This is a genomic window from Alcanivorax sp. (assembly GCF_019431375.1).
GTDB lineage: Bacteria > Pseudomonadota > Gammaproteobacteria > Pseudomonadales > Alcanivoracaceae > Alcanivorax > Alcanivorax jadensis_A.
The window spans coordinates 3,762,708-3,786,072 of the sequence record NZ_CP080267.1 but is presented as its reverse complement, the minus strand read 5'-3'; the positions used below and the strand labels follow the sequence as shown (position 1 = coordinate 3,786,072).

At 60.5% G+C, this 23,365-nt stretch carries 21 protein-coding genes; 10 read left to right on the top strand and 11 right to left on the bottom strand.

The window, feature by feature from the left end; translation table 11 throughout:
- The first annotated feature begins 255 nt into the window (after positions 1 to 255).
- The 6 genes from KZ772_RS17765 (at position 256) to KZ772_RS17740 (ending at position 5,316) form a co-directional block, all read left to right on the top strand.
- On the top strand, positions 256 to 534 hold the full coding sequence (locus KZ772_RS17765; protein ID WP_290537753.1) for a hypothetical protein: 279 nt from the start codon (positions 256 to 258) through the stop codon (positions 532 to 534).
- Entirely contained in the window at positions 534 to 1,136 is a 603-nt protein-coding gene (locus KZ772_RS17760) for a GNAT family N-acetyltransferase (protein ID WP_290537752.1), read from the top strand. Before KZ772_RS17765 ends, KZ772_RS17760 begins: the two co-directional genes overlap by 1 nt.
- Before the next feature lie 261 nt (positions 1,137 to 1,397).
- A complete protein-coding gene (locus KZ772_RS17755; protein WP_290537751.1) occupies positions 1,398 to 2,510 on the top strand; it encodes an AraC family transcriptional regulator in 1,113 nt (370 codons plus the stop codon).
- Between the two features lie 116 nt (positions 2,511 to 2,626).
- Positions 2,627 to 3,511 (top strand): fatty acid desaturase, encoded by an 885-nt coding sequence (locus tag KZ772_RS17750; RefSeq protein WP_290537750.1) that lies wholly within the window; start codon positions 2,627 to 2,629, stop codon positions 3,509 to 3,511.
- A 13-nt stretch (positions 3,512 to 3,524) separates the two neighbouring features.
- Positions 3,525 to 4,331 (top strand): SDR family NAD(P)-dependent oxidoreductase, encoded by an 807-nt coding sequence (locus tag KZ772_RS17745; protein ID WP_290537749.1) that lies wholly within the window; start codon positions 3,525 to 3,527, stop codon positions 4,329 to 4,331.
- A 220-nt stretch (positions 4,332 to 4,551) separates the two neighbouring features.
- Positions 4,552 to 5,316, top strand: a complete 765-nt coding sequence (locus KZ772_RS17740) for an NYN domain-containing protein (RefSeq protein ID WP_290537748.1) — start codon at positions 4,552 to 4,554, stop codon at positions 5,314 to 5,316.
- Between the two features lie 128 nt (positions 5,317 to 5,444).
- Here the strand turns inward: KZ772_RS17740 and KZ772_RS17735 are convergent, their stop codons facing one another.
- The 9 genes from KZ772_RS17735 to KZ772_RS17695 form a co-directional block, all read right to left on the bottom strand.
- On the bottom strand, positions 5,445 to 6,734 hold the full coding sequence (locus KZ772_RS17735; RefSeq protein ID WP_290537747.1) for a TRAP transporter large permease subunit: 1,290 nt from the start codon (positions 6,732 to 6,734) through the stop codon (positions 5,445 to 5,447).
- Entirely contained in the window at positions 6,731 to 7,237 is a 507-nt protein-coding gene (locus KZ772_RS17730; RefSeq protein ID WP_290537746.1) for a TRAP transporter small permease, read from the bottom strand. Before KZ772_RS17730 ends, KZ772_RS17735 begins: the two co-directional genes overlap by 4 nt.
- Positions 7,237 to 8,226, bottom strand: a complete 990-nt coding sequence (gene dctP, locus KZ772_RS17725) for a TRAP transporter substrate-binding protein DctP (RefSeq protein WP_290537745.1) — start codon at positions 8,224 to 8,226, stop codon at positions 7,237 to 7,239. The genes KZ772_RS17730 and dctP overlap by 1 nt, the downstream gene beginning before the upstream one ends.
- Before the next feature lie 8 nt (positions 8,227 to 8,234).
- Positions 8,235 to 9,086 (bottom strand): TRAP transporter TatT component family protein, encoded by an 852-nt coding sequence (locus tag KZ772_RS17720; RefSeq protein WP_290537744.1) that lies wholly within the window; start codon positions 9,084 to 9,086, stop codon positions 8,235 to 8,237.
- 72 nt (positions 9,087 to 9,158) lie between these two features.
- Positions 9,159 to 9,980, bottom strand: a complete 822-nt coding sequence (locus KZ772_RS17715) for a rhomboid family intramembrane serine protease (RefSeq protein ID WP_290537743.1) — start codon at positions 9,978 to 9,980, stop codon at positions 9,159 to 9,161.
- Complete coding sequence (locus tag KZ772_RS17710) at positions 9,971 to 11,014, bottom strand: aminopeptidase (protein WP_290510157.1); 1,044 nt, start codon at positions 11,012 to 11,014, stop codon at positions 9,971 to 9,973. Before KZ772_RS17710 ends, KZ772_RS17715 begins: the two co-directional genes overlap by 10 nt.
- A gap of 9 nt (positions 11,015 to 11,023) precedes the next feature.
- Entirely contained in the window at positions 11,024 to 11,590 is a 567-nt protein-coding gene (gene yeiP, locus KZ772_RS17705; protein ID WP_290510156.1) for an elongation factor P-like protein YeiP, read from the bottom strand.
- Between the two features lie 184 nt (positions 11,591 to 11,774).
- Positions 11,775 to 12,563, bottom strand: a complete 789-nt coding sequence (locus KZ772_RS17700) for a lysophospholipid acyltransferase family protein (protein WP_290537742.1) — start codon at positions 12,561 to 12,563, stop codon at positions 11,775 to 11,777.
- Positions 12,564 to 12,703: 140 nt separating this feature from the next.
- Positions 12,704 to 13,558: a GNAT family N-acetyltransferase gene (locus KZ772_RS17695; RefSeq protein WP_290537741.1), complete on the bottom strand. Its 855-nt coding sequence runs from the start codon at positions 13,556 to 13,558 to the stop codon at positions 12,704 to 12,706.
- A gap of 274 nt (positions 13,559 to 13,832) precedes the next feature.
- Here KZ772_RS17695 and KZ772_RS17690 point away from each other — a divergent pair, with 274 nt between their 5' ends.
- A complete protein-coding gene (locus KZ772_RS17690; protein ID WP_290537740.1) occupies positions 13,833 to 14,114 on the top strand; it encodes a CDGSH iron-sulfur domain-containing protein in 282 nt (93 codons plus the stop codon).
- A 112-nt stretch (positions 14,115 to 14,226) separates the two neighbouring features.
- On the opposite strand, the gene ppc is transcribed toward KZ772_RS17690, so the two are convergent.
- The gene (gene ppc / locus KZ772_RS17685) at positions 14,227 to 16,893 is read right to left on the bottom strand and encodes a phosphoenolpyruvate carboxylase (protein WP_290537739.1); all 2,667 of its coding nucleotides are present in this window, start codon (positions 16,891 to 16,893) and stop codon (positions 14,227 to 14,229) included.
- Between the two features lie 444 nt (positions 16,894 to 17,337).
- Between ppc and KZ772_RS17680 the strand changes: the two genes are divergently transcribed.
- Both KZ772_RS17680 and KZ772_RS17675 read left to right on the top strand, forming a co-directional pair.
- Positions 17,338 to 18,279 (top strand): GGDEF domain-containing protein, encoded by a 942-nt coding sequence (locus KZ772_RS17680; protein WP_290537738.1) that lies wholly within the window; start codon positions 17,338 to 17,340, stop codon positions 18,277 to 18,279.
- Between the two features lie 112 nt (positions 18,280 to 18,391).
- Positions 18,392 to 20,068 (top strand): serine protease, encoded by a 1,677-nt coding sequence (locus KZ772_RS17675; RefSeq protein ID WP_290537737.1) that lies wholly within the window; start codon positions 18,392 to 18,394, stop codon positions 20,066 to 20,068.
- A gap of 86 nt (positions 20,069 to 20,154) precedes the next feature.
- Here KZ772_RS17675 and KZ772_RS17670 read toward each other — a convergent pair whose 3' ends face one another.
- Positions 20,155 to 21,153: an LLM class flavin-dependent oxidoreductase gene (locus tag KZ772_RS17670; protein ID WP_290537736.1), complete on the bottom strand. Its 999-nt coding sequence runs from the start codon at positions 21,151 to 21,153 to the stop codon at positions 20,155 to 20,157.
- A 215-nt stretch (positions 21,154 to 21,368) separates the two neighbouring features.
- On the opposite strand from KZ772_RS17670, the gene KZ772_RS17665 reads away from it, so the two are divergent.
- Positions 21,369 to 23,288, top strand: coding sequence for an acyltransferase family protein (locus tag KZ772_RS17665; protein WP_290537735.1), 1,920 nt, complete (start codon positions 21,369 to 21,371; stop codon positions 23,286 to 23,288).
- Positions 23,289 to 23,365: the final 77 nt, after the last annotated feature.

Genomic DNA, 23,365 nt, shown 5'->3' with positions numbered 1-23,365 from the left:
CAAAGGTCTGTCCGCCGTTCTTTCTGGAATCTGTCGAGCGCTGACATTCCTGATCGCCCTGCGGGCAATTTCCGCGCAAGCGCGGTTCGCCATGCAAGCATAGCTCCTACAAGCGGCTTCGTAGAAATGACGGGATCCGGGGAACCTTCCACCCTTTCCCTACCCAGTCGAGCGCAGCTTGCAGCTCGCCCTCCCCCTTGTCGCCCCCTTTTTGCTATGCTGACTCCCCTTCACGGCGAGTTTGAGGGGAAGCCCGTGCGTTACCTGTTTGCTGCCACCGCGCTGATCCTGTCCGGCACCCTGTTTGCCGAGCAGGACAACGATATCCGTCTGCTTACGGAAGAAGAGCGTGACGCCCGCCTGCGTGAACAGCAGGAGCTGTCAGAGCGGGCTGAAGAATTGCAGACCCGGCAGGAAACCGCGCAACAACTTCTCCGCCAGCAGGACCAGTATCTGGAAGCGCTCCAGCAGGAGATCCAGGCACTGAAAAAACAATCCGAAGAGGCAGATGACACTGCCCGGGCAGAGCAATAATGTTGCAATGGTTACGCCAGCGTTTTCAGCGCCGCCCCCTCACCGAGCCGGCGCTCCACCACCCCGAGCCACCGGAACAGCAGAGCCACGGCAGCGCGGCACCCCAGGCCGCGGAACCGGATCCCATCGCTGCCCTGATGCCCTTCCAGATCCGCCCGCTGGACAGCAGCGACATGGCCGACCTACTGGGCGTGTTCCGCGAGGCCATCCAGATCAGTGCAGCGGGTGATTATGACCAGCAGCAACGGGATGCCTGGAGCCAGGCCCAGAGCCACGACAGCCTGATTTCGGTACTCAGTGAAGGAGATACCGTGGTGGCCGAATGGGATGACAAACTGGTGGGATTTGCCCACCGTATCCGCGATTACATCAACATGGTCTTCGTACATCCTGACGCCTCGCGAGTGGGCATTGCCACCCTGCTCTACCAGCACCTGGAAGACGGCGCCCGCATCGACGGCATCACCGAACTGACCACCCACGCCAGCCTTACCGCCCACGATTTCTTTGCCTACATGGGCTTCATCAGCGAAGGTCAGGAGCAGGCAGAGCGAGATGGCGTCCCCCTTACCCGTCATCTCATGCGCAAGTCCCTAGTCTGAGATCGTGCCCAACATTGATCGAATAAACTGATCATACCGCTCAACCCAGCCCGGTGGGTCACCGCTCCATCGGTCGCTATCCTTTACATATCGATGGCGGCACCCCGCCTCACCGCACAACCCTGCGCTCATTCTGTGATACCCGAAACCCTGACGGGTTTCTGCTTCCCCCCCTTAGGCCGTCACCCATGACGGCCATTTTTTTGCCTCCCGCCCCGGTCATGCCCTGATAATCCCCGTCATTGCCTGCCTGCAAGCGGAATGCGACGATCCTCGGACAATCTGGCATCATCCAAATACGTCGCGCTCCCATGCCAGCACTGGCGCGCCGCCCACAACAACCCGGAATCCATTGCCATGACACCGGATCTGGCCCTGACTTACTGCCGCATGATCGCCCAGACCCTGGGGCTGGATGAGGGTGGACTGCAAACCCTGGTGGCAGATACCGGCGTGGATGTAGACACCCTGCAACACAGTGACGGTTTTATTGACTGGCCTGGCGCGCGCCAACTGATCCACAATGCTCTACGGCTCTCCAGACACCCTGACCTGGCCCTGCAAACCGGTCTGCGCGCCCTGCCCGCCATGCATGGCCCCATGGGCACGGCCGCCATGGCAAGCCCCAATCTGCGTGATGCCATGCAGATGTTTGCGCGCTTCATCAACACCCGTACCCGGGTATTCAGTAACGAGATGCGGGAAACCCCTGACCGGCTCTCGCTGGTGCTGACGTTTGCCTACCCCCATGACGAAGCCATCCGTTTTCTCACCGAGTCCGCCATGGCCTCCACCTATGCCTGTTATCTGGTGCTGCGGGGCAAGCCCATTGAAAATGGCGAGGCCCACTTCAATTACCCGGCACCGGCCTGTGCTGATACTTACCAGGAGACCTTCCAGGGGGTGAAAGTGCTGTTTGACGCCCCTGAAACCATGCTCTGCCTGCCCTCCCGCTATGGTGATGAGCTTTTGCCCGGGCATGACCGGGATCTGATGTGGATGGCCATACAGCAGTGCGAGGCACGCCAGGAACGGCTGCGTCGGCAGGGAGATCTCAGCGATCAGGTGCTGGCGCTGCTTCATCAAAACCATGGGCAGCTGAGCCTGGAAGCCATGGCGGAATGCCTGCATCTCAGCCCGCGCACCCTGATCCGCCGGCTCAAGCAGGAAGGCACCCGCTTTCAGGAACTGCGTGACCAGACCCTGAGCCGGCGTGCCAGCCAGCTACTCAGCCTGCCCCGTTACACCGTCAGCATGGTGGCCGACGAGCTGGGCTACACGGATGTGGCCAGTTTCCGCCGGGCATTCCAGCGTTGGTTTGGTGCCAGCCCAGGGCAGTTCCGCCAGGGCATGACTTCCCCGTCCGAAGAGTAAGCGATCAGGGGTCCGGCCCCTGTTGTCACTTATTATCCCCCTGTTGGCATTTTCCGTTCTTACCTTCACCCGGCAAAAGGCAAACACTGTGTCCGGACCCTTGCAGGAGAGCGACAATGACAACGACAACTGCCGCGCGACACGATGAAGACAACACCCTGGCCAGGCTCAAGGTCTCCCCCCGGTTTGCCTGGCCGACCCTTGCCATCATGGTGGTATCCCACAGCGTCACGATGCTCAGCTGGGTGATGGTACTAAATGGCTACTGGCCAGCCTGGCTCGGGTTGATCCTCAACAGTATTACCGGCTATGCCCTGTTCACCCCGGCCCACGAGGCAATTCACCGCTGTGCTGCGCAGAAACCCCGGCACAACGACCTAATCCTTTCCATTGCCACCTTTATGGTGGTGCCGTTCGGCAAAGGAAACCTGTTCCGGCTGATGCACATGCGCCACCACCGCTTTGCCAATGATCCGCAAAAAGACCCGGATCACTGGATGGCCAACAGCCTGTGGACCATGCCAGTCTGGGGCTTCTGGCCTTTCATCTATCTGGTCAATTACCTGCGCAAACCGGACGTGCTTCCCAATATGAAACCGTCCGAAGTATGGCGCGAACTGGCCATCGCGGTGGTAGCAATCACTGCCCTGTTTATCTGGCAGCCTTTCGTCACTCTGATGCTGTGGTTGATCCCTTCCTATATCGCTTTCTTCCTGATGTGTCTGGTCTTCATGATGCTACCCCACTATCCGCACACCGGGCGTCAGGATGAGAACCCGAACACCACCGCCCTGATGCGTATGGGCAAGGAATGGCTGCTGACACCCGTGCTGATGTACCAGAACTATCATCTGATCCATCACCTTTATCCGACCATTCCCTTCTATCGCTATGGCAAGGCATGGAAAGCCCGTGAGCGCTATCACCGGGAACACTCTGGCAGCATGATTATCGGTCCCTTCCAGCTGGGCCCGAACAATTCTCCCGCCAAGTCCGACTAACGAGGACCCGATAATGACAAAAACCGTTCTGATTACCGGCGGCGCCGGCGGCATTGGCCGTGAACTCTGCAAGCATTTCAACAATGACGGCTACAACATTGTGGTCTTCAGTTTGCTGCAGGAAGAGCTGGATGACCTGGGTAACGACCTGAAAGCCCAACGCAGAGACATGATCTACCACGGCGTGCAGATGGACCTGTCACAGCCCGACGCCGCCGAGCGCATCGTGGAATGGCTGGCCAGGGAGAACATCGAACTGGACGTACTGGTGAACAACGTGGGCTTCGGCATGATGGGCGAACACGTTGAACAGGACAGCCAGAAACTGGAACGCATGCTCACTCTGAACAACATCCTGCTCAGCAAGCTGTGCATGCTGGTGGGCGTGCGAATGAAAGCCCGCGGCGAAGGAAAGATCATGAATATCGGCTCCCTCGCTGGCTTCTGCCCCATGCCGTTCTTTGCCGCCTACAGCGCCAGCAAGGCCTTCGTGATCAACTTCAGCGCCTCCCTCCAGGAAGAACTGAAACCCTACGGCGTGCAGGTCACCTGCTTCTGCCCCTCCACCACCAAAACCGCCTTCCTGGATACGGCACAAAGCCAGCACCAGAGCTCCAGCGGTATTACCAAATTCGTCTCCGCCCAGATCGCCACCCCGCAAGACGTGGCCCGAGCCGGCTACGCGGCGCTCAATAAGGGAAAACGCTACGCCCTGCCCGGCCTGTCCATAACCCTGCAAAGCATCTGGATCCGCATGATGCCCCTGCGCTCCATGGCGAATTTCGTCTACAGGAAATCGGTGAAGGCTGTTAACAGTTAATAGTGAATAGTTAACAGCGTCACGGGATAGTGTTTTCCTGGTTTCAAACGCAAGAGGCCGCGCCCAGGTGATGGGCGCGGCCTCTTCGCTTTCAGAACAAAACGTGCTGGTACGCGTAGCTGTTAACTATTCACTATTAACTGTTAACTCTGCTCCACCCCATGTCGCATGCAGTCCGAATCCGTTATGTTGACGGTATCGCAGGCAAAAGGAATGCATCATGGCAGGCAGCAATAGTGACACGGACTCTTCCGCTATCAGCAGCACCTCGCTGGCAGTCCTTATCGACGCGGACAATACGCCGCCGAAAATCGTCGATGGTCTGTTTGAGGAAATAGCTAAATTCGGCACTGCCAGCGTCAAACGCATCTATGGGGACTGGACCAAACCCAACCTGGGTGGCTGGAAAAACGTGCTGCTGAAACACTCCGTACAACCGATCCAGCAGTTCGCCTACACCCAGGGCAAGAACGCCACGGACTGCAGCATGATTATCGATGCCATGGATCTGCTCTATACGAAACAACTGTCCGGGTTTTGCCTTGTATCCAGCGACAGCGACTTCACTCGCCTGGCGGCCAGACTGCGCGAAGAAGGGCAGACCGTTTACGGCTTCGGCGAGCGCAAAACCCCGGGGCCCTTTGTGGCCGCCTGCGACAAGTTCATCTACACCGAGGTATTGCGTTCGGATCACCCGCCGCAAGACACCGCCGGCAAAACCGATGACCCGGCACCCAGCGAACCCGTCAGCAAGGAACCGCCACCGCTGCAGCTGATAGCCAATGTGATTGACGATATTTCCGACGAGGACGACTGGGCCAACCTGGGCACCGTGGGCCAGCACCTGAGCAAGCGCAAACCGGATTTCGACACCCGCCTGTTTGGCCACAAGAAACTCAGCGACATGATCCGCGCCTACCCCAAGTGGTTCCAGATCCAGAAAGGACAAGGCAAAAGCATCCAGGTAAAAACGCTACGAAAATAACCGTCCGTCCAACCAGACAAACGCAAGAGGCCGCACCCAAACAATGGACGCGGCCTCTTGCCTATCCGACTCTCAACGCAGTTGATCGCGCAACTATTAACTATTCACTGTTAACTATTAACTGCCTTTTAACGCACCAACCAGAGACTGAGCTGCGGGATATAAGTAATCATCAGCAAGGCAATGATCAGCACCATCATGAAGGGCAAGGTCGCCGCGAACAGCTCGGTGACCTTCTTCTTGAAACGGTAGCTGGCAATAAACAGGTTCATGCCCACCGGCGGGGTGATATAGCCGATCTGCATGTTGGCCACGAAGATGATGCCCAGATGCACCGGGTCGATGCCGTAGCGCAGCGCCACCGGCAGGATCAGCGGCACCATGATCACCAGGGCAGCGAAGATATCCAGCACCGCCCCCAGCAACAGCAGCAGGATGTTGAGCAGGATCAGGAAGGTGACCTTGCTCTCCACATGGGTCTGAATCAGGGTAAACAGCTTCTCCGGCACCCCGGCGTAAACCAGGTAATCGGTGAAGGCCAGGGCCACCGCCAGAATCAGCAGGATGCCGCCCACCATGATCATGGAATCACGCATGATGCCGGGCAGCCTGCGCAGGGTAATTTCCCGGTACAGGAACACTTCCGCCACCAGCACATAGAGCGCGGTCACCGCTGCCGCTTCGCTGATCACCAGGAAGCCGGAAAAGATCCCGCCCAGCACCACCAATGGCAGCGGCAACTCCCAGCGGGCTTCCCAAAGCGCATCCACCAGCTCACGGAAATCGAAGCTCTGACGTGGCACCTCGGTGCCGCGGGTGGCCCACACGCAATAGCCGTACATCAGCACGACCATCAGCAACGCCGGCACCAGGCCGGCCAGGTACAGGTCGACGATTTCCACCGACGGCATGTCCAGCTGCTGGGACATCTGCTGGGCGATGATGCCGTAGATCAGCAGCGGCACGGAAGGCACCAGCAGCAGGCCCAGGCTACCGGAAGACGTTACCAGGCCCAGACTGAATTTTTCCGGGTAATTGCCTTTCACCAGCGCCGGCAACAGCAACGCACCCAGCGCCACAATGGTGACCCCGGAGCCGCCAGTAAGGGCAGTAAAGAAAGCACAGGCGATCAGCGACACAAAGGCCATGCCACCGGGCATCCAGCCAAAGGCGGCCTGGCTGAGGCGCAGCATGCGGTCGGCGGTTTTCGATTCGCTGAGCAGGAAACCGGCGAAGGTGAACAACGGCAGCGCCATCAGCACCACGGAATTGCTCAGCTGGTAGATATCGATATGCAGCACCGACATTTCGATGCCCAGGGTATAAAAGCCCAGTGCCGCCGCACCGAGAATAATCGCAAACAGCGGCGCCCCCATCAGCGCCAGCAACACCAGCAGGATAATGGCGACGGTAATCATGGCACCGGCTCCTGCATCTTCGGCCGTTTACCCAACAGGCCCAGCACGAACAGCACCACGTAACGCACCGCCATCACCGAAAAGCCCAGCGGGATAATGCTCTGCAGCAACCAGCTCGGCACATTGGCAAAAGCTGCGCCGGCGTAGTCGTATTCCTCGATCACGAAACCCACGCTGTACCAGGCCACCAGCACACAGATAAAGGCGGTAAACAGATCCACAGCCGTGGTCAGGAAGGGGTGATATTTCTCCGGCAGCAGTGACGAAGCCACATCAATACGGATGTGCTCGTCATTGCGCGAGGCGATCATGGCACCGAGCAGACCGATCCACAGCACCGCGTTCTGCAGCAGCGGCTCAATCCATACCAGGCTGGTACCAAAGAAATTACGCAGCACGATCTGCGCCACCGCCAGCAGCACCATAAACAAAAGGACGGCCACGATCAGGCCGTCCTCGATTTGGTGGAGGGTACGGTGGAGCCGGTGTAACAAGCCTGCCATTACTGCCCTTCGCGCTGCTGGGCCAGAATGGCGTTAAGCCGGTCCAGCATGCCCTGGGAGATTTCCCCCTCTTCCACCAGCTCTGCGGTGGCGCGTTTGGCGTAGTCACGCCATTCGGCCAGCTGCTCCGGAGTGGGCTCGACCACTTCCAGGCCCTGCTGTTTCACCGCCTGGAAGGCACTCAGGTTTTCCTGACGGCTTTCCGCATCCAGCTTGGCAAAGGTGCTGTCCAGCACCTGACGCACTACCTGCTGATCCTCGGCGCTGAGTCGCTTGAAGAACTTTTCATGGATCCCCAGGGTGCCAAAGGTGTATAGCAGCGGCATGTCGGTCAGGTAATTCACCCGGGAATACCACTGCAGGGTCAGGGCCGCCACCGGCGGGGCCGCGAAGGCATTGACCGCCCCGGTCTGCAGGGAGGTCAGCACCGAGCCGATATTGAGCATGATGGGCGACAGTTCAAATGCCTTGGCGGCCTTGGCAGAGCCTTCATCATTGGCCGGCAGCCACAGCTTCTGGTTGCGCAGATCGGTAATGCTCTTCACCGGCTTTTCCGACATCACATAGGCAAAACCGCCGTCGATCAGGCCGAAGCTGACCCAGCCGCCCTCTTCCAGGCCCTGCTTGATCACCGGGTCCAGTTCGGCGCGTACTGCGTCCACCTCGTCGTAGTTGTTGAAGGCCAGCGGCACGTTGAGAATCTGGCTGTCCTTGTAGGCGGAGGCAAAGGCGCCGCCCTGGGCCACCTGACCGTGGAGCTGGCCGATGCGGATCTTGCGCTGTACCGCCCGGTCATCGCCCATCACCCCACCGGGATACACTTTCAGTTTCACCCGCCCTTCGGTTTTTTCGGCGATTTCCTTACCCGCCTCTTTCAGACCGGTGACGATGGTGGTGCCATCCGGGTACAGGGTGGAAATTTTCAGGGTGTTGGCGGCCGAAGCCCAGACCGGCAACAACGCGACCAGAATCGTGGCAAGACGCAGCATAAGTACTCCTAGAAATAATCGTCAGCGTCGGCGAGCAGGGCTTCAGCCTGCTCCTGCGCATAGGTATTCTGCAGGGTCAGACCATGCACCTGCGGATCAGCGGCGAGGACCTCCTTGAGCAGGCTATCATGCAGCTCACGGTCAAACACCAAACGGGCATACTTTTCGGCATAAAGCACCGGGGCCAGCAGGTTCTTGCCTTCCGAGAGGGTCATGGCCTGCTCAAAGTGGGCTTTTGCCTGGTCCGGCTTGCCGCCCAGGGAAGCGGGCAGAATGCTGCTCAGCACGCCCAGGTACATATGCGCCTGGCCGTACTGGTAACCCTCATCCAGCACCACCACGCGCTCCATGATGGCTTCCACGCGCCCCAATTCGGCCACCGCATTCCAGTCACTGGTGTTCTGCTGAATGTAGCCGGCCCAGGCGCTGCCCAGGGTGAACAGCATGGGCACATCACCCTTGCCGGCGTCATCCAGCAGTTCCTCGAATTCGGGAACGGACAGGTCGCGCAGATCGCAGTAATCGTTGTCGTGGGCACAGGCAGAGCGGAAGGCATAGCCCAGGGCCTTGTCACTGAGCTTGCGGGCCCGTTCCGGGTCTTCCACAAACAGCCCCGCGTAGGCGCCGTAAAGGTCTGCCCCACTGGCCAGCATGGAGGCGCTATCAGGCCAGTTTTCGATCAGACCGTCCACCATCAACAGATAGGTGGGCAGGCCCTCAGCCACCAGCTCAAGATCATTGTTGTTGAGTACGCCATAGGGCAGGTTGTCGTCGATGCTGGCCAGGGAACAGCCCTGCAAGGAAACGACCGCTGCGACAAGGAGTGAGGGAACAAACCCGGGTAGGACGCGCCACTGCATAGGTCGCCGGTATCCTTTCATTATTGTGACCCTTTGTTTTGGCAGTCTTTATAGCAGTACGACCGGGGTAACTCAAACGGCCCCGGCCCCCTGTGCCCGCCGCCAGAGGCCGAAACCGCCCCCCAGCAGACAGCCGCTGACCAGCCCAGCCAGATGCGCAGCGTTGGCCACCACACTGGACAGCCCCACAAAGCAGATCACCATCCAGGCCAGCATGAAGATGACAATCTCCCGGCGCAGGGGGTAACCGGACTGGGGATTCACCTTGCCATAGATCCACAGGTAACCGAGCAACCCGTACACCACCCCGGACAGGCCACCGAACATGGGCCCGGTGTGGAAGAACTGGGCCACATTGGCAGTAATGCCGGTCACCAGGGTGACCAGCACCAGTTGCCCGCTGGACTGGAACCGCTCGATCAGGCGCCCCAGATCCGACCACCAGAGCAGATTGAACAGCAGGTGCAGCAGGGAAAAGTGCAGCAGCATGGGGGTCACCAGCCGCCAGGGCTGGCTGGCCAGCCCGTCCAGGGCCGCCGGAAACAGCAGCGCCCGGTAGACGCCATCGCCCATCAGGTACGGCGTCAGATACACCAGCACACTGACAATAAGAACGATGCGGGTCACCCAGCCCAGGCTGGCAAACCAGCCCCCGGACATCAGCGGCTGGGGGCGCCCGGTGAGGGGCTCCACCGGCTGGCGCCCCTGCTGATGCTTGAGGTCGGTGATCAGCTCTTCCAGCAGGGCCTTGGCAGGGTTGTACTGCGACGGATCCTGCAGCTCGATGATCTGCTCACTCCCCTCCTCCCGGCGCGCCACCGCAAAGCCGTTACGCTTGAGGGTATGCTCAAACAGCTTTGCCAGTTCCGGTTGCGGGGTACGGATCAGTTCCATGCCAGGCCCTCCAGGGCGTTATTGCGTTGTGCCGGCGTCAACTCGGCCAGGTTTTCCACCTGCTGCCAGAAACAGTCCCAGTCCCGCTGGCATTGTTCCAGCAGGCGGGCAAAGGCCGGCACATGATCATTGTAGTCACTGACACCGTTTAACTGGGCATTGTTCAACGGCCCGTCAAAGAAGCCCTGATAACCGGCCAGGGCCGGCAGGCTTTGTTGCTCGCGGGCAAAGCGCTCCCGAGCCTGCTGCTGGATGCGGGCTTTTTCCCGGGCCAGCACAGCCTCGTCCTGCTCTTCGGCGTAGAGCTGCTTCAGCGCCTCACGGGTATCGGTGACGATGGTCAGGAAAGCCTGGCGGACCTGCTCACGGCGCTGCCAGAAATCCGCCGGCAGTGGCCTGCCGCTGGCGGCAAAGAAATCCACCGCGCCTTCACGGCCTACCAGGGTGGCCAGGGATTCATTGAAGCGGGTGTCGTTCCTGATATACAGGCGCCGATGGGCCAGCTCATGGATCAGCAGTTCCGCCAGCGCCGGCTCGGAGCGTTGCAGCATGGGGGTGGTCAGCGGGTCGGCAAACCAGCCCAGGGTGGAATAGGCAATGGCACCGCCCACATAGGTATCCAGCCCCTGTTCAGCCAGCCTGGCGGCGGCCTTTTCCGCCGCCGGACGGCGGAAGTAACCCCGATAGCTGACGCAACCGATCAACGGGTAGCACCAGGTCTTGGGGGTCAGTGACCAGGCCGGGGCCGCCAGCACATTCCACACCACCGCGTCCTGTTCCAGGGCCACGTACTGGTGATAGACATCCTCGGCGGGCAGCGCCAGCCGGTCACCGGCAAAGCGGACCACCTGCTGGCTGAACTGCAGGGAATCGACAATCTGCGGCGGTGTCTGCGGGTCTGCCAGCACCGCCTCCAGCGATTCACGCTGGCCCATCAGCGACAGGTGCCCCTTGGCGGCCTGGCTGTAGTAGCCAAGCTGGCAGCCACCCAGAAGGGTCATGCCTGCCAGCGTGGCGACCCGCAATAACATCATGATCCGGAGTCAGGCCCGGGACATGAATTTGCGTTCAGCGGTATTCACCCGCACCTTTTCCCCTTCCACGATATATTCCGGCACCTGCACCACCAGCCCGGTATTCAGGGTGGCCGGCTTGGTCCGTGCGGAGGCTGAGGCGGCTTTCATGGCCGGGGCGGTTTCGGTAACTTCCAGCACCACCGAGGCGGGCAGTTCCAGGCCAATCACCGCGTCGTCCACCCGCAGAGCCAGCAGGCCTTCGGTATCCTCGGTGATAAATGCCAGCTCGTCAGCAATGTCCTCGGCCTTGAGCAGGTACTGGGAGAAATCCTCGTTATCCATGAAGATGTAATCGTCGCCATCTACGTAGGAGAACTGCACCGGCCGGCGCAGTAGCTCCACCGTGGTCACCTCATCATCACCCTTGTAACGCTCCTCAAACTTGGGCCCGCCGCCCACCGCACTGGCCTTCACCCGATACAAGGTCGCCGCTCCCCGTGCCGAGGGGGATTGGACCTCGATCTGGCGAATGGCGTAAAGGGTACCGTTGACTTCAATAACGTCGGATTTTTTCAGATCGCTGGCGCGGGTCATGGTTGGGGGAGATCCTTGATGTGTTGGAAAGGGCGATGCTAGCCAGTTAACAGTGAATAGTGAACAGTTAACAGCGCCGCGAAAGCAGCTATTCGGGTTTTCAAACGCAAGAGGCCGCGCCCAACATGCAGGCGCGGCCCCTTGCGTTTGGAAACCATGAAGGCCCAATTCGCGGCGCTGTTAACTATTCACTGTTAACTATTAACTGCTCCACTACCTTCCCATGTGCCTCCTCACACAGCCCCTTCCGATCCGTACCCTGTGCCGATAGCGGTTCGCAGAAGTGCAGGCGCACGCGGATTCGGTTGCGCAACAGCATGGCCCAGAGATGGTGATGGAATTCGTCGTCGCCAATGAAAGCCATGGCGGCATCCGGGGCGCCGCTGTCATCCAGGTAGCGCACCGCTAACGGTTGCACCGGTACTCCGGCCATCAGCGGGGCATCGAACAGCTGCGGGAAGAAGCGGCGCAGGCCGGTGCCGTCGGTGGTGGTGCCTTCCGGGAATACCAGTACGGTGTGACCCTGCTTCAGACGGTCGGCGATTTCCCGGGCCTTGCGGCTGGACTCGCCGCTCCCCCGCTTGATGAACAGGGTGCCCATGGCCCGGGCCAGGGTACCGATTAATGGCCAGTCCCCCACTTCCGCCTTGGACAGGAAATACAGGTGGCGCTGGCTGGCAATCAGCGGGATGTCCAGCCAGGACACATGGTTGCTGACCAGAAAAACCGGGGCGTCGCCTGGGGTGCCGGTGACCGTCAGTTCCACGCCGAGGATACCCAGAAAGCGTCGACACCAGCGCTGCTTGGCCGCCAGCACCACCGGCCGGTAAGGAGACCAGAAGGCCCCCAACAGAAAGGCCAGCACAAAGCCCCAAAGCAGATAGATCACGATGCGGGCAACCCGCCACACCCGGCGCAGTTGCGGCCAGAGGCCGCTTTCATTGTAGGAAGCAATATCGACGGAGTTACTCATCTCACTCACAGTTCAAAACCTGGGCCGAATGTAAGAAGCCCCGTAGGAGCGGCGCTTGAGCCGCGAATGTACTAGCGACACACCTGCCATCTTCGCGGCTCAAGCGCCGCTCCTACGGGCCCGCCCGCCGGCCTACGTTCCTACACTGCCTGGGCGGGCTGCAGGAAGTGCTGCACATAGCGGGCCGGCAGGTCATCCACCGCCATCAGCACGAAGAAATCCAGGCAGTTGAAATCCGGGTCCCAGCAGGGCTCGCCGCACACCCGGGCGCCCATGCGCAGGTAGGCCTTGAGCAGCGGCGGCATTTTCACGCTCTCGTCATCGGCATTGCCCGGCAGCCGCTCCAGACGCAGGTGCGGCTGCACCCGCAGGGACGGTTCGCTGAGGTGGCGCTGGCTGATGCGCTGCTGGATGGCAGCCACGTTGTAACCCTCGCTCAGGGCAATGCTGGCGCAGCCCAGCAGGTAACGCACATCGTTTTCGAGCATGTACTGGGCCAGCCGGGCCCACAGCACAGTGATCACGGCACCGCCGCGGTGGGCAGGATGAATGCAGGTACGGCCGATCTCCGCCACCCGGCCATCCAGATGACGCAACATGGACAGATCGAATTCGCCGCTGGAGTAGAAACCGCCGGTGCGGTGCAGGCGTTCACCGGGCAGCACCCGGGTGTAGCCGACGATTTCACCGCTGTGGTTATCGCGCACCACCAGGTGCAGGCAGTGTTTATCAAAGCGATCCCGGTCCAGCCCGAAGGGGGCGCTGAAACTGGCGCCGTATTCCTGGGAGAAAATGCGATAACGCAGGCGCTGAACCTTGATGATTTCCCGCCTGGAGCGGGTGAAGTAGGCGCTGAAGCGGCCGGCATTTTCCGCCTCCGCTGCCATCTCCCGGGGAAAACGGAGAATGTCGGCAGTGGCCGTAAACGGCTTGGCCAGGGCCCCTCTCAAGTGGGGGCTAAGGGCTTTGATCTTTCCTGCGGCTTGCGCAAGCATAGTGTACTCCACTGGCAGTTTCGGGCAGTTTCGCCAGTGGACGTGGCACAGCAGTGACATTTGAATGACATTTGTGCGACAGGGGTTAGAAGCAGTTAATAGTTAACAGTGAATAGTTAATAGTTGCGCGGAAGTGGCGTTGTGGTTGCTGAAACGCATGAGACCGCGCGCAAAGGCGGGAGAGCGACATTCCGGGGTGAATAGGGAGGCGCGATCCCACCGCAATGCGCGTAGCAAGTACAACGCCCCGGCCATTTTGAAAAGGAGAGACCCTATGGACAAGCCTGTCATTGCTTCCCGGTTTCCCTACCCGTTGCCGGTGAAGAAAGGGGAAAAGGTGTTCTGGTGCGCCTGTGGTCGCAGCGAGAATCAGCCGTACTGTGATGGCAGCCATAAAGGCACCGGCATCACCCCGGTGCCCTACACCGCCCCAAGAGACAAGATCGTGTTCTTCTGCGGCTGCAAGCACAGCGGCAAGGCGCCGGTTTGTGATGGCACGCATTCGAAGATAGTGAACAATGAACAGTTAACAGCGGCGCGGAACAGAAATGCCTGAGTCAGAAAGCGGAGAGGCCGCGCCCAATGTATGAGCGCGGCCTCTCCGCTTTCAGCTTGGGACGCGTCCATTCGCGTCACTGTTAACTATTCACTATTAACTGTTCACTGCTTTACCCGGTATTTCGCAGCCCCGCCGCAATACCCGCGATGGTCACCATCAAGGCGCTTTCCAGGGTTTTATCGCCGTCCTGCTGGCGCAGGCGCGCCATCAGTTCCGCCTGGAGCAGATGCAGCGGATCCGTATAAGGATCGCGTACCCGGATGGACCAGCGCATCACCGGATTGTTATCCAGCAGGTCTTCGCGTCCGGTGAGGGCAGACAGGGCATTCACGGTGCCGGTGAGTCGCTCGCGTAGCACTTCCCCGAGCCGGGCCAGGTCGGCATCATCCCCAGCCAGGCGCTGCTCATACCAGGCCGCCACACGCAGGTCGGCCTTGGCCAGCACCATCTCCAGCATATCCACCACGCCCTGAAAGAAGGGCCATTGCGCCACCATTTCCTGCACGGTACTGCTCTGCGCCGGGTCTGCCTGAGCCGCCTCCAGCGCCGCACCGGTGCCCAGCCAGGCGGGCAACATCAGGCGTATCTGGGTCCAGGCGAATACCCAGGGAATGGCACGCAGGGAGCTGATACCAGCATCCTGCTTGCGCCGCGCCGGGCGGCTGCCCAGGGCCAGCCGGGACAGTTCGGTTTCCGGGGTGACCGTGCGCAGGTAGCGCACCAGTTCCGGCTCTTCCTGCACCACGCTGCGATAGCCAGCCACGGACACGTCGGTGAGGGTCTGCATCTGTTCCCGCCATTGCGGCTTGGCGGCACGGGGCGGCAACAATGTCGCTTCCAGGGTGGCGGCCACATATTGCGCCAGGTTGAACACCGCCACCGCCGGGCGACCATATTTGAAGCGGATCACCTCGCCCTGCTCGGTGACACGAATACGTCCGGCCACCGAGCCCGGTGGTTGGGACAGCAATGCCATACGGGTGGGAGAGCCCCCCCGGGAGATGGAACCACCCCGGCCATGGAACAGGGTCAATGGAATCTGGTGCTCGGCAAACAGGGCGGTGAGCTTTTCCTGGGAGCGGTACTGGGCCCAGGCGGCACCGAGAAAGCCGGCATCCTTGGCGGAGTCGGAATAGCCGATCATCACTTCCTGGCCTCCGGCCACCCGCTGCCGGTAGAACGGCACCGCCAGCAAGGCCGACATGGTGGCTTCGGCATTGTCCAGATCGTCCAGGGTTTCAAACAACGGCACCACGCGCATGGGTTCGCTGACCCCGGCGATCTTCTGCAGCAGCATCACCGCCAGCACATCCGAGGGGGCACGGGCCATGGAGATCACATAGGCGCCCAGCCCTTCGCTGCCCTGCTCGGCGATCACCCGGCAGGTGGCCAGCACTTCCGCCACCTCGTCGGTGCATTCTTCACTGCTGTGGAAGCCTTCATCAATCAACGGGCGACGAGCCTGCAGCTCCTCTACCAGAAAGGCCTGCTTGCGCTCCTCCGGCCAGTCGGCGTAGCTACCCAGCTCCAGATAACGGGTCACCGCATCCACCGCATCACGATGACGGGTGGATTCCTGACGGATATCCAGGCATAGCAAGGTAATGCCGAAGCAGTTGAGGCGACGCAGGGTGTTTTTCAGATCGCCATCGGCGATATCCCCCAGCCCCACCTCACGCAGGGAGCGGTCGATCAGTTGCAGGGGAGCGAGCAGCTCTTCGCGCCGCAGGAAACCCTCGCCTTCCGGCACCGGCAGGTTTTCCACCCGTGCCTCCATCTGCCGGCGAGTCAGTTTCAGCCGATGGCGCACCTGGCGCAGGATCACCCGGTAGGGCTCGTGGCTGGGGCCGGTTTCTGCCAGCAGTTCCTCGCTGGCCGCTTCCATGGACAGGTCCGCCAGCAGGTTTTCCACATCACGCAGATACAGGTCAGCGGCCATCCAGCGGGCCAGCAGCAACACTTCCCGGGTCACCGGCGCGGTCACATTGGGGTTGCCGTCCCGGTCACCGCCCATCCACGACGCCAGTTTCACCGGCGCCCAGTCCGCCGGTGGCTGGGGCAGGCCCTGCTCGGCCAGCTCCCGCTCCAGTTGCCGCACCATTTCCGGCACCGCCTGCCACAGGGACTGCTCGATGGTGGCGAAACCCCATTTGGCCTCGTCCACCGGGGTGGGCCGTTCGCGACGGATTTCGTCGGTGCTCCAGGCGGCCAGGATCAGTCGGTAGAGCTTTTCGCGACGAAAGGCCTGTTCATCCTCGGTCAGGTCCGGCCGGTCCAGTTCGCCGAGCAGATCCGCCATCTGGTCGTACTTGCGGATCAGGGTGCGGCGGGTCACCTCCGTGGGGTGGGCAGTGAGCACCAGCTCCACTGACAGGTCCCGCAGGGTGCCCTCAATCACACCGCTGGCAATCTGCTCCTCCTGGAGGCGCTGCAGCACATCGCGAATACCCTGATCGCCACCCGGGTCCCCGGGGTAACGCTGGTGCTGACGGTGTAGATGCTCGCGATGGTGTTGCTCGGCAATGTTACTCAGGTTGAGAAACTGGCTAAAGGCCCGGGCCACTTCCAGCAGGGTGTCGTCATCCAGTGGCGACAGCAGATCGCGCAGGGAAGACAACGCTGCACCTTCGTCACCACGGGTGGCCACCGACGCCTTGCGAATGGTTTCAATGGTCTGATACAGGTCCTCACCGGCTTGCTGGCGCAGGCACTGGCCCAGCAAATCCCCCAGTAAACGCACATCATCTCTCAGCGGCGTGTTGACACTGTTATCCACGGTGACTCCTTCATGACTGCCAAACGGTATGACCTATCTTTATGCCTGAGCCCATTCTCCTTGGCCATGACAACAGCAAAAAAACGCATTTTTAACAAGATTAGCGTGCATGACATCTTTATTCCCGAGAGGCCCTGACGCAACATAGGCGGCCAAGGAGCCTCTGAATAATCCCTTGCGTACTCAGTCTTTCAGGCTGGCTCGCAATCTAGGCGCAATGTTGAAGGTGTGTGTCCACCCATCGAGACATTGCAACAACGAGTGCGGGCCAGCCAGGAAGACCCGGAGGGCGCGGCCTGAAGGGCACATCTGCTGCGCTTTGTCGCTAGGAAAGGGCACCACCCTGACCGTCGCGACAAAACACAACAGCTGCACCCTTCAGGCCACGCTGAGTACGCAAGGGATTATTCAGAGGCTCCATAAGTAACCGGGGATCGATGAATCATGACGACTTCCAGCCGTATCACCTCGGATCAAGGTGTGGTGATCATGCAGTACCTGGCCCGGGCCCTGTTTGCCGCCCTGGCCGTGATTTATTTCCATCACGCGGACAGCTTCTTCTTTGCTCTGCCAAAGGCAACCCCCTGGCTGCTGTTTGCTGCCTATGTGGGCCTGCAACTGTTGCTGCTGTTCTGGCGGCCGGCCAATGGCGATGCCTTTGCCTCCGGCCTGGACCTGCTCACCCTTGGCATTGTGCTGCTGCTGGACCCGGGCAACCCGCCCCCCACCATGGCGCTGTTGTTTATCGCTGTGCTCAGCAACGGTCTGCTGCACGGTATCAAACGTTTTCTGATCATGCTGGCCGGGGCAGAAATCGTGCTGGCCTTTGTGCTGCCGATCCGGCTGAGTTATGTGACCACGCCCTCTGCCTCAGCGAGCCTGTTTCTGGTTATCGCGCTGAGCGCCTGTATGCTCTATTTCGGGCTGATGATCTGGCGTAACCAGGCCCTGGCCCGGGCAGCTCTGGAAGCCACCTGGCGGGACCCGGATACGGATTTCATCAGCCGCGAAGCGCTGATCAGCACCGCCGGCTGGCTGGTGCCGCTACACGATCGGATTTCCTCACCCATGACCCTGGCGCTGGTACGTCACGATGAGCTGCCCCAGCTGGCCAATCGGGTGGCCCACCGCATCCGCCGCAGCGATGTGGCAGCTCGCTATGATGAGCAGCATCTGGCCCTGCTGCTGCCCTGCACTGCCACCGCCGCCGCCGAGCAGCTGCTCAACGACCTGCGTGACCGTCACCCCGGCCTGCGTGCCGCCATCATGACCCTGACCGATGGCGATGCGGCCCTGGAACAGGCCCTGGCCCACCTGCAGAGCTCCATGGCTCGCACCCGGGACGATAACGACCACTGGTTGGCCCACGCCCCGCCCATGCACTGAACCCTATCCCCAAAACAACGCCTAAATTGGTGAACTCGGGTCAGATACATAAGCTCACACAGCCTTGCCGTGAAAGCCGATAAACTGGTGAAAAACGTGCAAGGCTGTCGTCATGTTCCGTCGTATTGCCCTGCTGGCAGGGCTGGCCATACTTCCCCTCTCCAGCACCATCGCTGACACCGCCACCGCCAGAATTGTGGGTGGCGATCCTGCACCAGTGGACCGTTGGCCGTGGATGGCCCAGGTAGCAGTGGATGATCCAAGCGTAAGTGGTTATCTACTCTGCGGGGCCAGTCATCTCAGCCCGGAGTGGCTGGTGACTGCCGCCCATTGCATGGAATATCTGGACGGTGAGCAGGCCGAAGCAAATCGCACCTTTGTCTTTATCGGCGACACTGATCGTAATAACGTCCCGCAAAACGGCATCCCCGTCAGGCAAATACTCATACACCGCCAATACCAGAACCTGAATCGGGATCTGGCCCTGCTGCGTATCGACCCCCGTAGCAATACCCGCTGGCCCAGCGTAATCAGCGAAAGTGGCTTTATGGATCTGGAAGGTCGTAGTACCACGGCTCTGGATGAATCAGTTACCGCCCTGGGCTGGGGGGATACCGGTAATGGCAATCTCAGCAATGTGTTGCAAGAGGTGCAGCTGGACTATATCCCCCAGCAACGCTGCCGGCAGTTATCCAGTCTTACCATTACCGACTTTGCGGTCTGCGCCGCCGAACTCAACCCGGTCAACGGCAACAACCAGGACACTTGCTTTGGCGACAGTGGCGGCCCCCTTTTCCTGGGCGAAGATCCAGAACCCTGGCTGGTGGGCCTGACCAGTTTCGGCCTGCGCAACTGCGCCACCGGCGCTCCATCAGGCTATACGCATCTGTCTGCGGAAACCCGCGAGCTTGAGGTGTTAACCGCTTCCTCCGGTATTCCCCTTGTCGATCTACTGCCCGAATGGCCCACGCCACCACCACAGTATTACTACCAGCCCCCCGGCGGCAGCCAGACGCTGACCCTAGCCCTGAAAAACGACAGCAAGGAAAACACCGTCACCAATCCGATTCTGGGCTTTAGTCTCACTGGCAGCACTTTCGCCAGTGGCCGCTGGTCCGGGTGCGGCGGCCTGCTTTCCGGCGATCGCTGCCGCCCCGTATCCAGCCTCGCTGCCAGCGGCAGCGTGAATCAGGATCTGGTGGTTGATGGCAACGGCGGCGCTGATCAGGTGGTCACTGTGGCGATCACCGCCACCGCCAACCAGGACGATTACCGGCGCCGCAATAACCGCATTGCGCAGATGGTGGTGTTCTCCAACCAGCCGGATCTGACTCTGTCCGCCGTCCAGCAGAGCGGCAACACCAGTGAAGCCAGGGTGGCGGTAACGCTCAACAATCGATCCACGATCAATAACGCTACCAATGGGGAAATCCGCTTTTCCCTGCCACTCAATACAACCCTGGCAAACGCTGACGAGCTGGGCTGTACCCTTTCCAACCCGCTACGGTGCCCGGTGGGCAATTTGCCTGCCTCCACCAGCCAGACATTGAATCTGACGTTTGTTTCGGATACCGGAGCAAACCAGTCCATTACCTTTACCGGTTTCTCCAGTAATGGCGATCTGCCAAACGATGACGACGATAACGCTACGCTGACCCTGCGCTATCCCTCCCCGCCACCAGCCGGAGGAGGCAGCAGCGGAGGCGGTGGAGCACCCGCCATCTTCACCCTGCTGGCCGGATTGCTGCTGGTGTTGCGCAATGCCCCGGCAAAAGCACGACACCGCTAGCTCCTCCCTATTCCGTTGGAGCCTTGTTCACAAGGCGAAGGCCATTCGTTTTGCTAGCAAAGCTCAATCGGAGTCTGGCGCTGTTGCTAGCGACGAAACTGAGGCAGCGAGGCGAGAATATCCAGGGCATGGCGACGTTTTGCCGGGTCGTACAAATCCACCGTCACCATCAATTCATCCACTTCCACGCTATCCAGCAACTCGGCCAGTTGCCCGTCAATGGTGGCGGCGGTACCCAGCAATTGCAGCGCCAGAAAGCCTTTTACCCCGGCTTCTTCTTCCGGATTCCACAGCCCCTCCATACTTTCCACCGGCGGACGCATCCACAATGGCTGGCCCCGAAACAGGGAAAGAATGCGACGATAGCTGGTGGTGGTCAGAAAGCGGGCTTCCTCATAGGTATCCGCCGCCACCGCCGGTACCGCCAGCATGGCGTAGGGCTTGTCCAACTGGGCCGATGGCTGAAACTGCTCCCGGTAGAGACGCAGCGCCTCGCGATACAGACGCGGGGCAAAATGCCCGGCAAAGGCATAGGGCAGCCCCCTCTGGGCCGCCAGCTGCGCACTGTACAGGCTGGAACCCAGCAACCAGATCGGCACCTCTGTGCCGGCACCGGGGATGGCATTGACCGGGCGGGAACGATCCAGTGGGCCCAACAGCCGCTGCAGCTCGGCCACGTCGTGGGGGAACTGCTCGGCTCCCAGGCCTTCTCGCCGCAGGGCGCGACTGGTCATCGGGTCGGTGCCCGGTGCCCGACCCAGCCCCAGATCAATGCGACCGGGATGCAGGATCTCCAGGGTGCCAAACTGCTCGGCGATCACCAATGGCGGATGGTTGGGCAGCATCACCCCACCGGAGCCCACCCGAATGGTCTCCGTGGCATTGGCGATATGACCGATCAGCACCGCAGTGGCGGCACTGCTGATGCCCTCCATATTGTGGTGCTCGGCCAGCCAGAACCGGTTGAAGCCCAGGGATTCCGCATGGCGGGCATAGGCCACGCTATTGGTCAGGGTCTGGCCGATGGTGTCGCCTTCACGGACCGAGGCCAGTTCCAGTAGGGAAAACGGCAGGGATGTCGCCATACGATACTCCTTGATGGCAGCCGGAGGGGTTGGCTCGGCGCTCACAGTAACATGCATCAGCGCCACCCTGAATCAGGTTCGCATTACTCAAAGGCAGGCCCTGCCGACCAAGCCGGGAAAAACGGACTCCCCCTATCAGCAGATCCCCCAGTCTTGTTTGCCCTGGCACCGCCCTATATTCTCCCCGCTTTGCTGATCATCCTGGGGAGAACACTGTGAAGACCACGCCGAGCTACCGTGCCGATATTGAAGGGCTGCGCGCGCTGGCCGTTGTGCTGGTGATTCTCTACCACTACGACGTCCCCGGCATCACCGGCGGTTTTATCGGTGTGGACGTGTTCTTCGTTATCTCCGGGTTCGTCATCACCCAGCTGCTGCAGCGGGCCTTCGAGAAAGGCACCTTCCAGTTCCGAGACTTCTACGCCCGCCGTATCCGCCGGCTGGTGCCCCTGTTCCTGCTGGTGTCCACCGTCACCTTCCTGATGATCTCGCCCTTCTATATCGGCGATGCCTATTACATCTTTGCCAAGAGCTGGCTGTCATCCCTGGTGGGCCTGAGCAACATCTACTATTTCCAGGAACTGAGCCAGTACTTCGCCCCGGAAACCCGCTCCCTGTCGCTGCTGCACACCTGGTCCCTGGCAGTGGAAGAGCAGTTCTACTTGATCTGGCCCCTGGCCCTGTACCTGGCCTACCGGTTCGGTAAGGGCCGTGACGGCCACTGGCCGTTCCGCATCACTCTGGTGGGCACCTTTGCGCTGTCTGTGTACCTGGCCAGCGCCCACCCGGCGGCCGCCTACTACCTGCTGCCCGCCCGCCTGTTTGAATTCATGCTCGGCACTGGCGTGGCCCTGTTCAGCCGCCAGCTTCCCGCCCTGGGCCGGGGCAGCGCCGAGCTGCTCGCCGCCCTGGGGGTAGCCATGATCTGCGCCACCGCCGTGCTGCTCACCAAGCACCACCACTTCCCCGGCTACAATGCCCTGTGGCCGACCCTCGGGACGGCGCTGGTGATCTACGCAGGCCTGCACCAGACCGGCACCGTCACCGCCCGCCTGTTGAGCCTGCCGGTAATGGTATTTCTGGGCGGTATTTCCTATTCGCTGTACCTGTGGCACTGGCCGCCGGTGGCGCTGCTGCACTATCAACTGATCGAAATCACCTGGCCCATCCGGCTAGGCCTCATGGCGCTGGTGCTGCTGCTGTCATGGCTGAGCTACCGCTTCGTGGAAAACCGCTACCGGCATCGCCCCTGGAGCTTCAAGAAATCCTTCATGGTGTTCATCTTCGTGCCGCTGCTGATCATCTGGGCCATCCAGTCCACCATCCGCATCGCCGATGACCTGAGCTTCCGCATCCCTGAGGAGCGTCGCGAGCTGTACACCATCATCGCCCAGAATAACGCCGCCGACCTTCACAAACGCTGCTTCAAGGGCGACCCCACAGAGTTCAACAAGGGCAAAGCCTGCCTGTTTGGCGCCAAGCAGAAAAACGGCCAGCCGGATGCCATGTTGATCGGCGACTCCCATGCGATTGCCCTGCTGGGGTTCGTGGAACAGCTGATCGGTGATCGCCATTCCATGCTGGTGGTCACCCGGGCCTCAACTCCATTCCTGATTCCCGAACACTCCGCCAAGGCCTTCGGCGACCCGGAAAAGACCGAACGGAATATCGCCCTGGCCGAGTACCTGCAACAGCGGCCCATGACCGTCTTCGTCAATGCCTGGTGGAGCGCCTACCTGCAAAGTGAATCCTTCCAGCGTTACTTCGTGGACACCGTGGCCTGGCTACACGCTCAGGGCCACACCGTTATCCTGATCGAAGACGTGCCCGAGCTTCCTTCTGCGTCCTACGCGGAGTGCCTGCTGAAAAACATGGATGGTTGCTCTATTGATGCGGTGGAGGCAGAGGAGCGCCTGGACAACTTCTATCGCTTCAAGAAAACCGTGCTTCAACGCTTCCCGGACATCCTCTGGATCAACCCGAAAAAAGTCATCTGCGACGATAGCCGTTGCCAAACGGTATTGAACGGCATCCCCTTGTATCGGGATGAAAGTCATCTTAACCACGTAGGGTCAACGGAGATTGGCAGGCTGTATCTGGAACGGTTCGGGAATCCACTACCGAAAAGCCCTTAACCCCTCTCGGAAACGCAGACAAGCAATGTGAATAACGTCACACCATCTATTCTGACTACAAAAAGTATGGCGTTTTT

Bases quoted from the DNA above. Each gene is read 5' to 3' on its own strand.
- KZ772_RS17735 (WP_290537747.1), bottom strand. From the start codon at position 6,734: ATGATTACCGTCGCCATTATCCTGCTGGTGTTGCTGGCGCTGATGGGG.
- KZ772_RS17730 (WP_290537746.1), bottom strand. From the start codon at position 7,237: ATGGCAGGCTTGTTACACCGGCTCCACCGTACCCTCCACCAAATCGAG.
- KZ772_RS17675 (WP_290537737.1), top strand. From the start codon at position 18,392: ATGTTCCGTCGTATTGCCCTGCTGGCAGGGCTGGCCATACTTCCCCTC.
- KZ772_RS17710 (WP_290510157.1), bottom strand. From the start codon at position 11,014: ATGATGTTATTGCGGGTCGCCACGCTGGCAGGCATGACCCTTCTGGGT.
- dctP (WP_290537745.1), bottom strand. From the start codon at position 8,226: ATGCTGCGTCTTGCCACGATTCTGGTCGCGTTGTTGCCGGTCTGGGCT.
- KZ772_RS17740 (WP_290537748.1), top strand. From the start codon at position 4,552: ATGGCAGGCAGCAATAGTGACACGGACTCTTCCGCTATCAGCAGCACC.
- KZ772_RS17680 (WP_290537738.1), top strand. From the start codon at position 17,338: ATGACGACTTCCAGCCGTATCACCTCGGATCAAGGTGTGGTGATCATG.
- KZ772_RS17760 (WP_290537752.1), top strand. From the start codon at position 534: ATGTTGCAATGGTTACGCCAGCGTTTTCAGCGCCGCCCCCTCACCGAG.
- KZ772_RS17720 (WP_290537744.1), bottom strand. From the start codon at position 9,086: ATGCAGTGGCGCGTCCTACCCGGGTTTGTTCCCTCACTCCTTGTCGCA.
- yeiP (WP_290510156.1), bottom strand. From the start codon at position 11,590: ATGACCCGCGCCAGCGATCTGAAAAAATCCGACGTTATTGAAGTCAAC.
- KZ772_RS17670 (WP_290537736.1), bottom strand. From the start codon at position 21,153: ATGGCGACATCCCTGCCGTTTTCCCTACTGGAACTGGCCTCGGTCCGT.
- KZ772_RS17745 (WP_290537749.1), top strand. From the start codon at position 3,525: ATGACAAAAACCGTTCTGATTACCGGCGGCGCCGGCGGCATTGGCCGT.
- KZ772_RS17715 (WP_290537743.1), bottom strand. From the start codon at position 9,980: ATGGAACTGATCCGTACCCCGCAACCGGAACTGGCAAAGCTGTTTGAG.
- KZ772_RS17700 (WP_290537742.1), bottom strand. From the start codon at position 12,563: ATGAGTAACTCCGTCGATATTGCTTCCTACAATGAAAGCGGCCTCTGG.
- KZ772_RS17750 (WP_290537750.1), top strand. From the start codon at position 2,627: ATGACAACGACAACTGCCGCGCGACACGATGAAGACAACACCCTGGCC.
- KZ772_RS17695 (WP_290537741.1), bottom strand. From the start codon at position 13,558: ATGCTTGCGCAAGCCGCAGGAAAGATCAAAGCCCTTAGCCCCCACTTG.
- KZ772_RS17755 (WP_290537751.1), top strand. From the start codon at position 1,398: ATGCGACGATCCTCGGACAATCTGGCATCATCCAAATACGTCGCGCTC.
- KZ772_RS17690 (WP_290537740.1), top strand. From the start codon at position 13,833: ATGGACAAGCCTGTCATTGCTTCCCGGTTTCCCTACCCGTTGCCGGTG.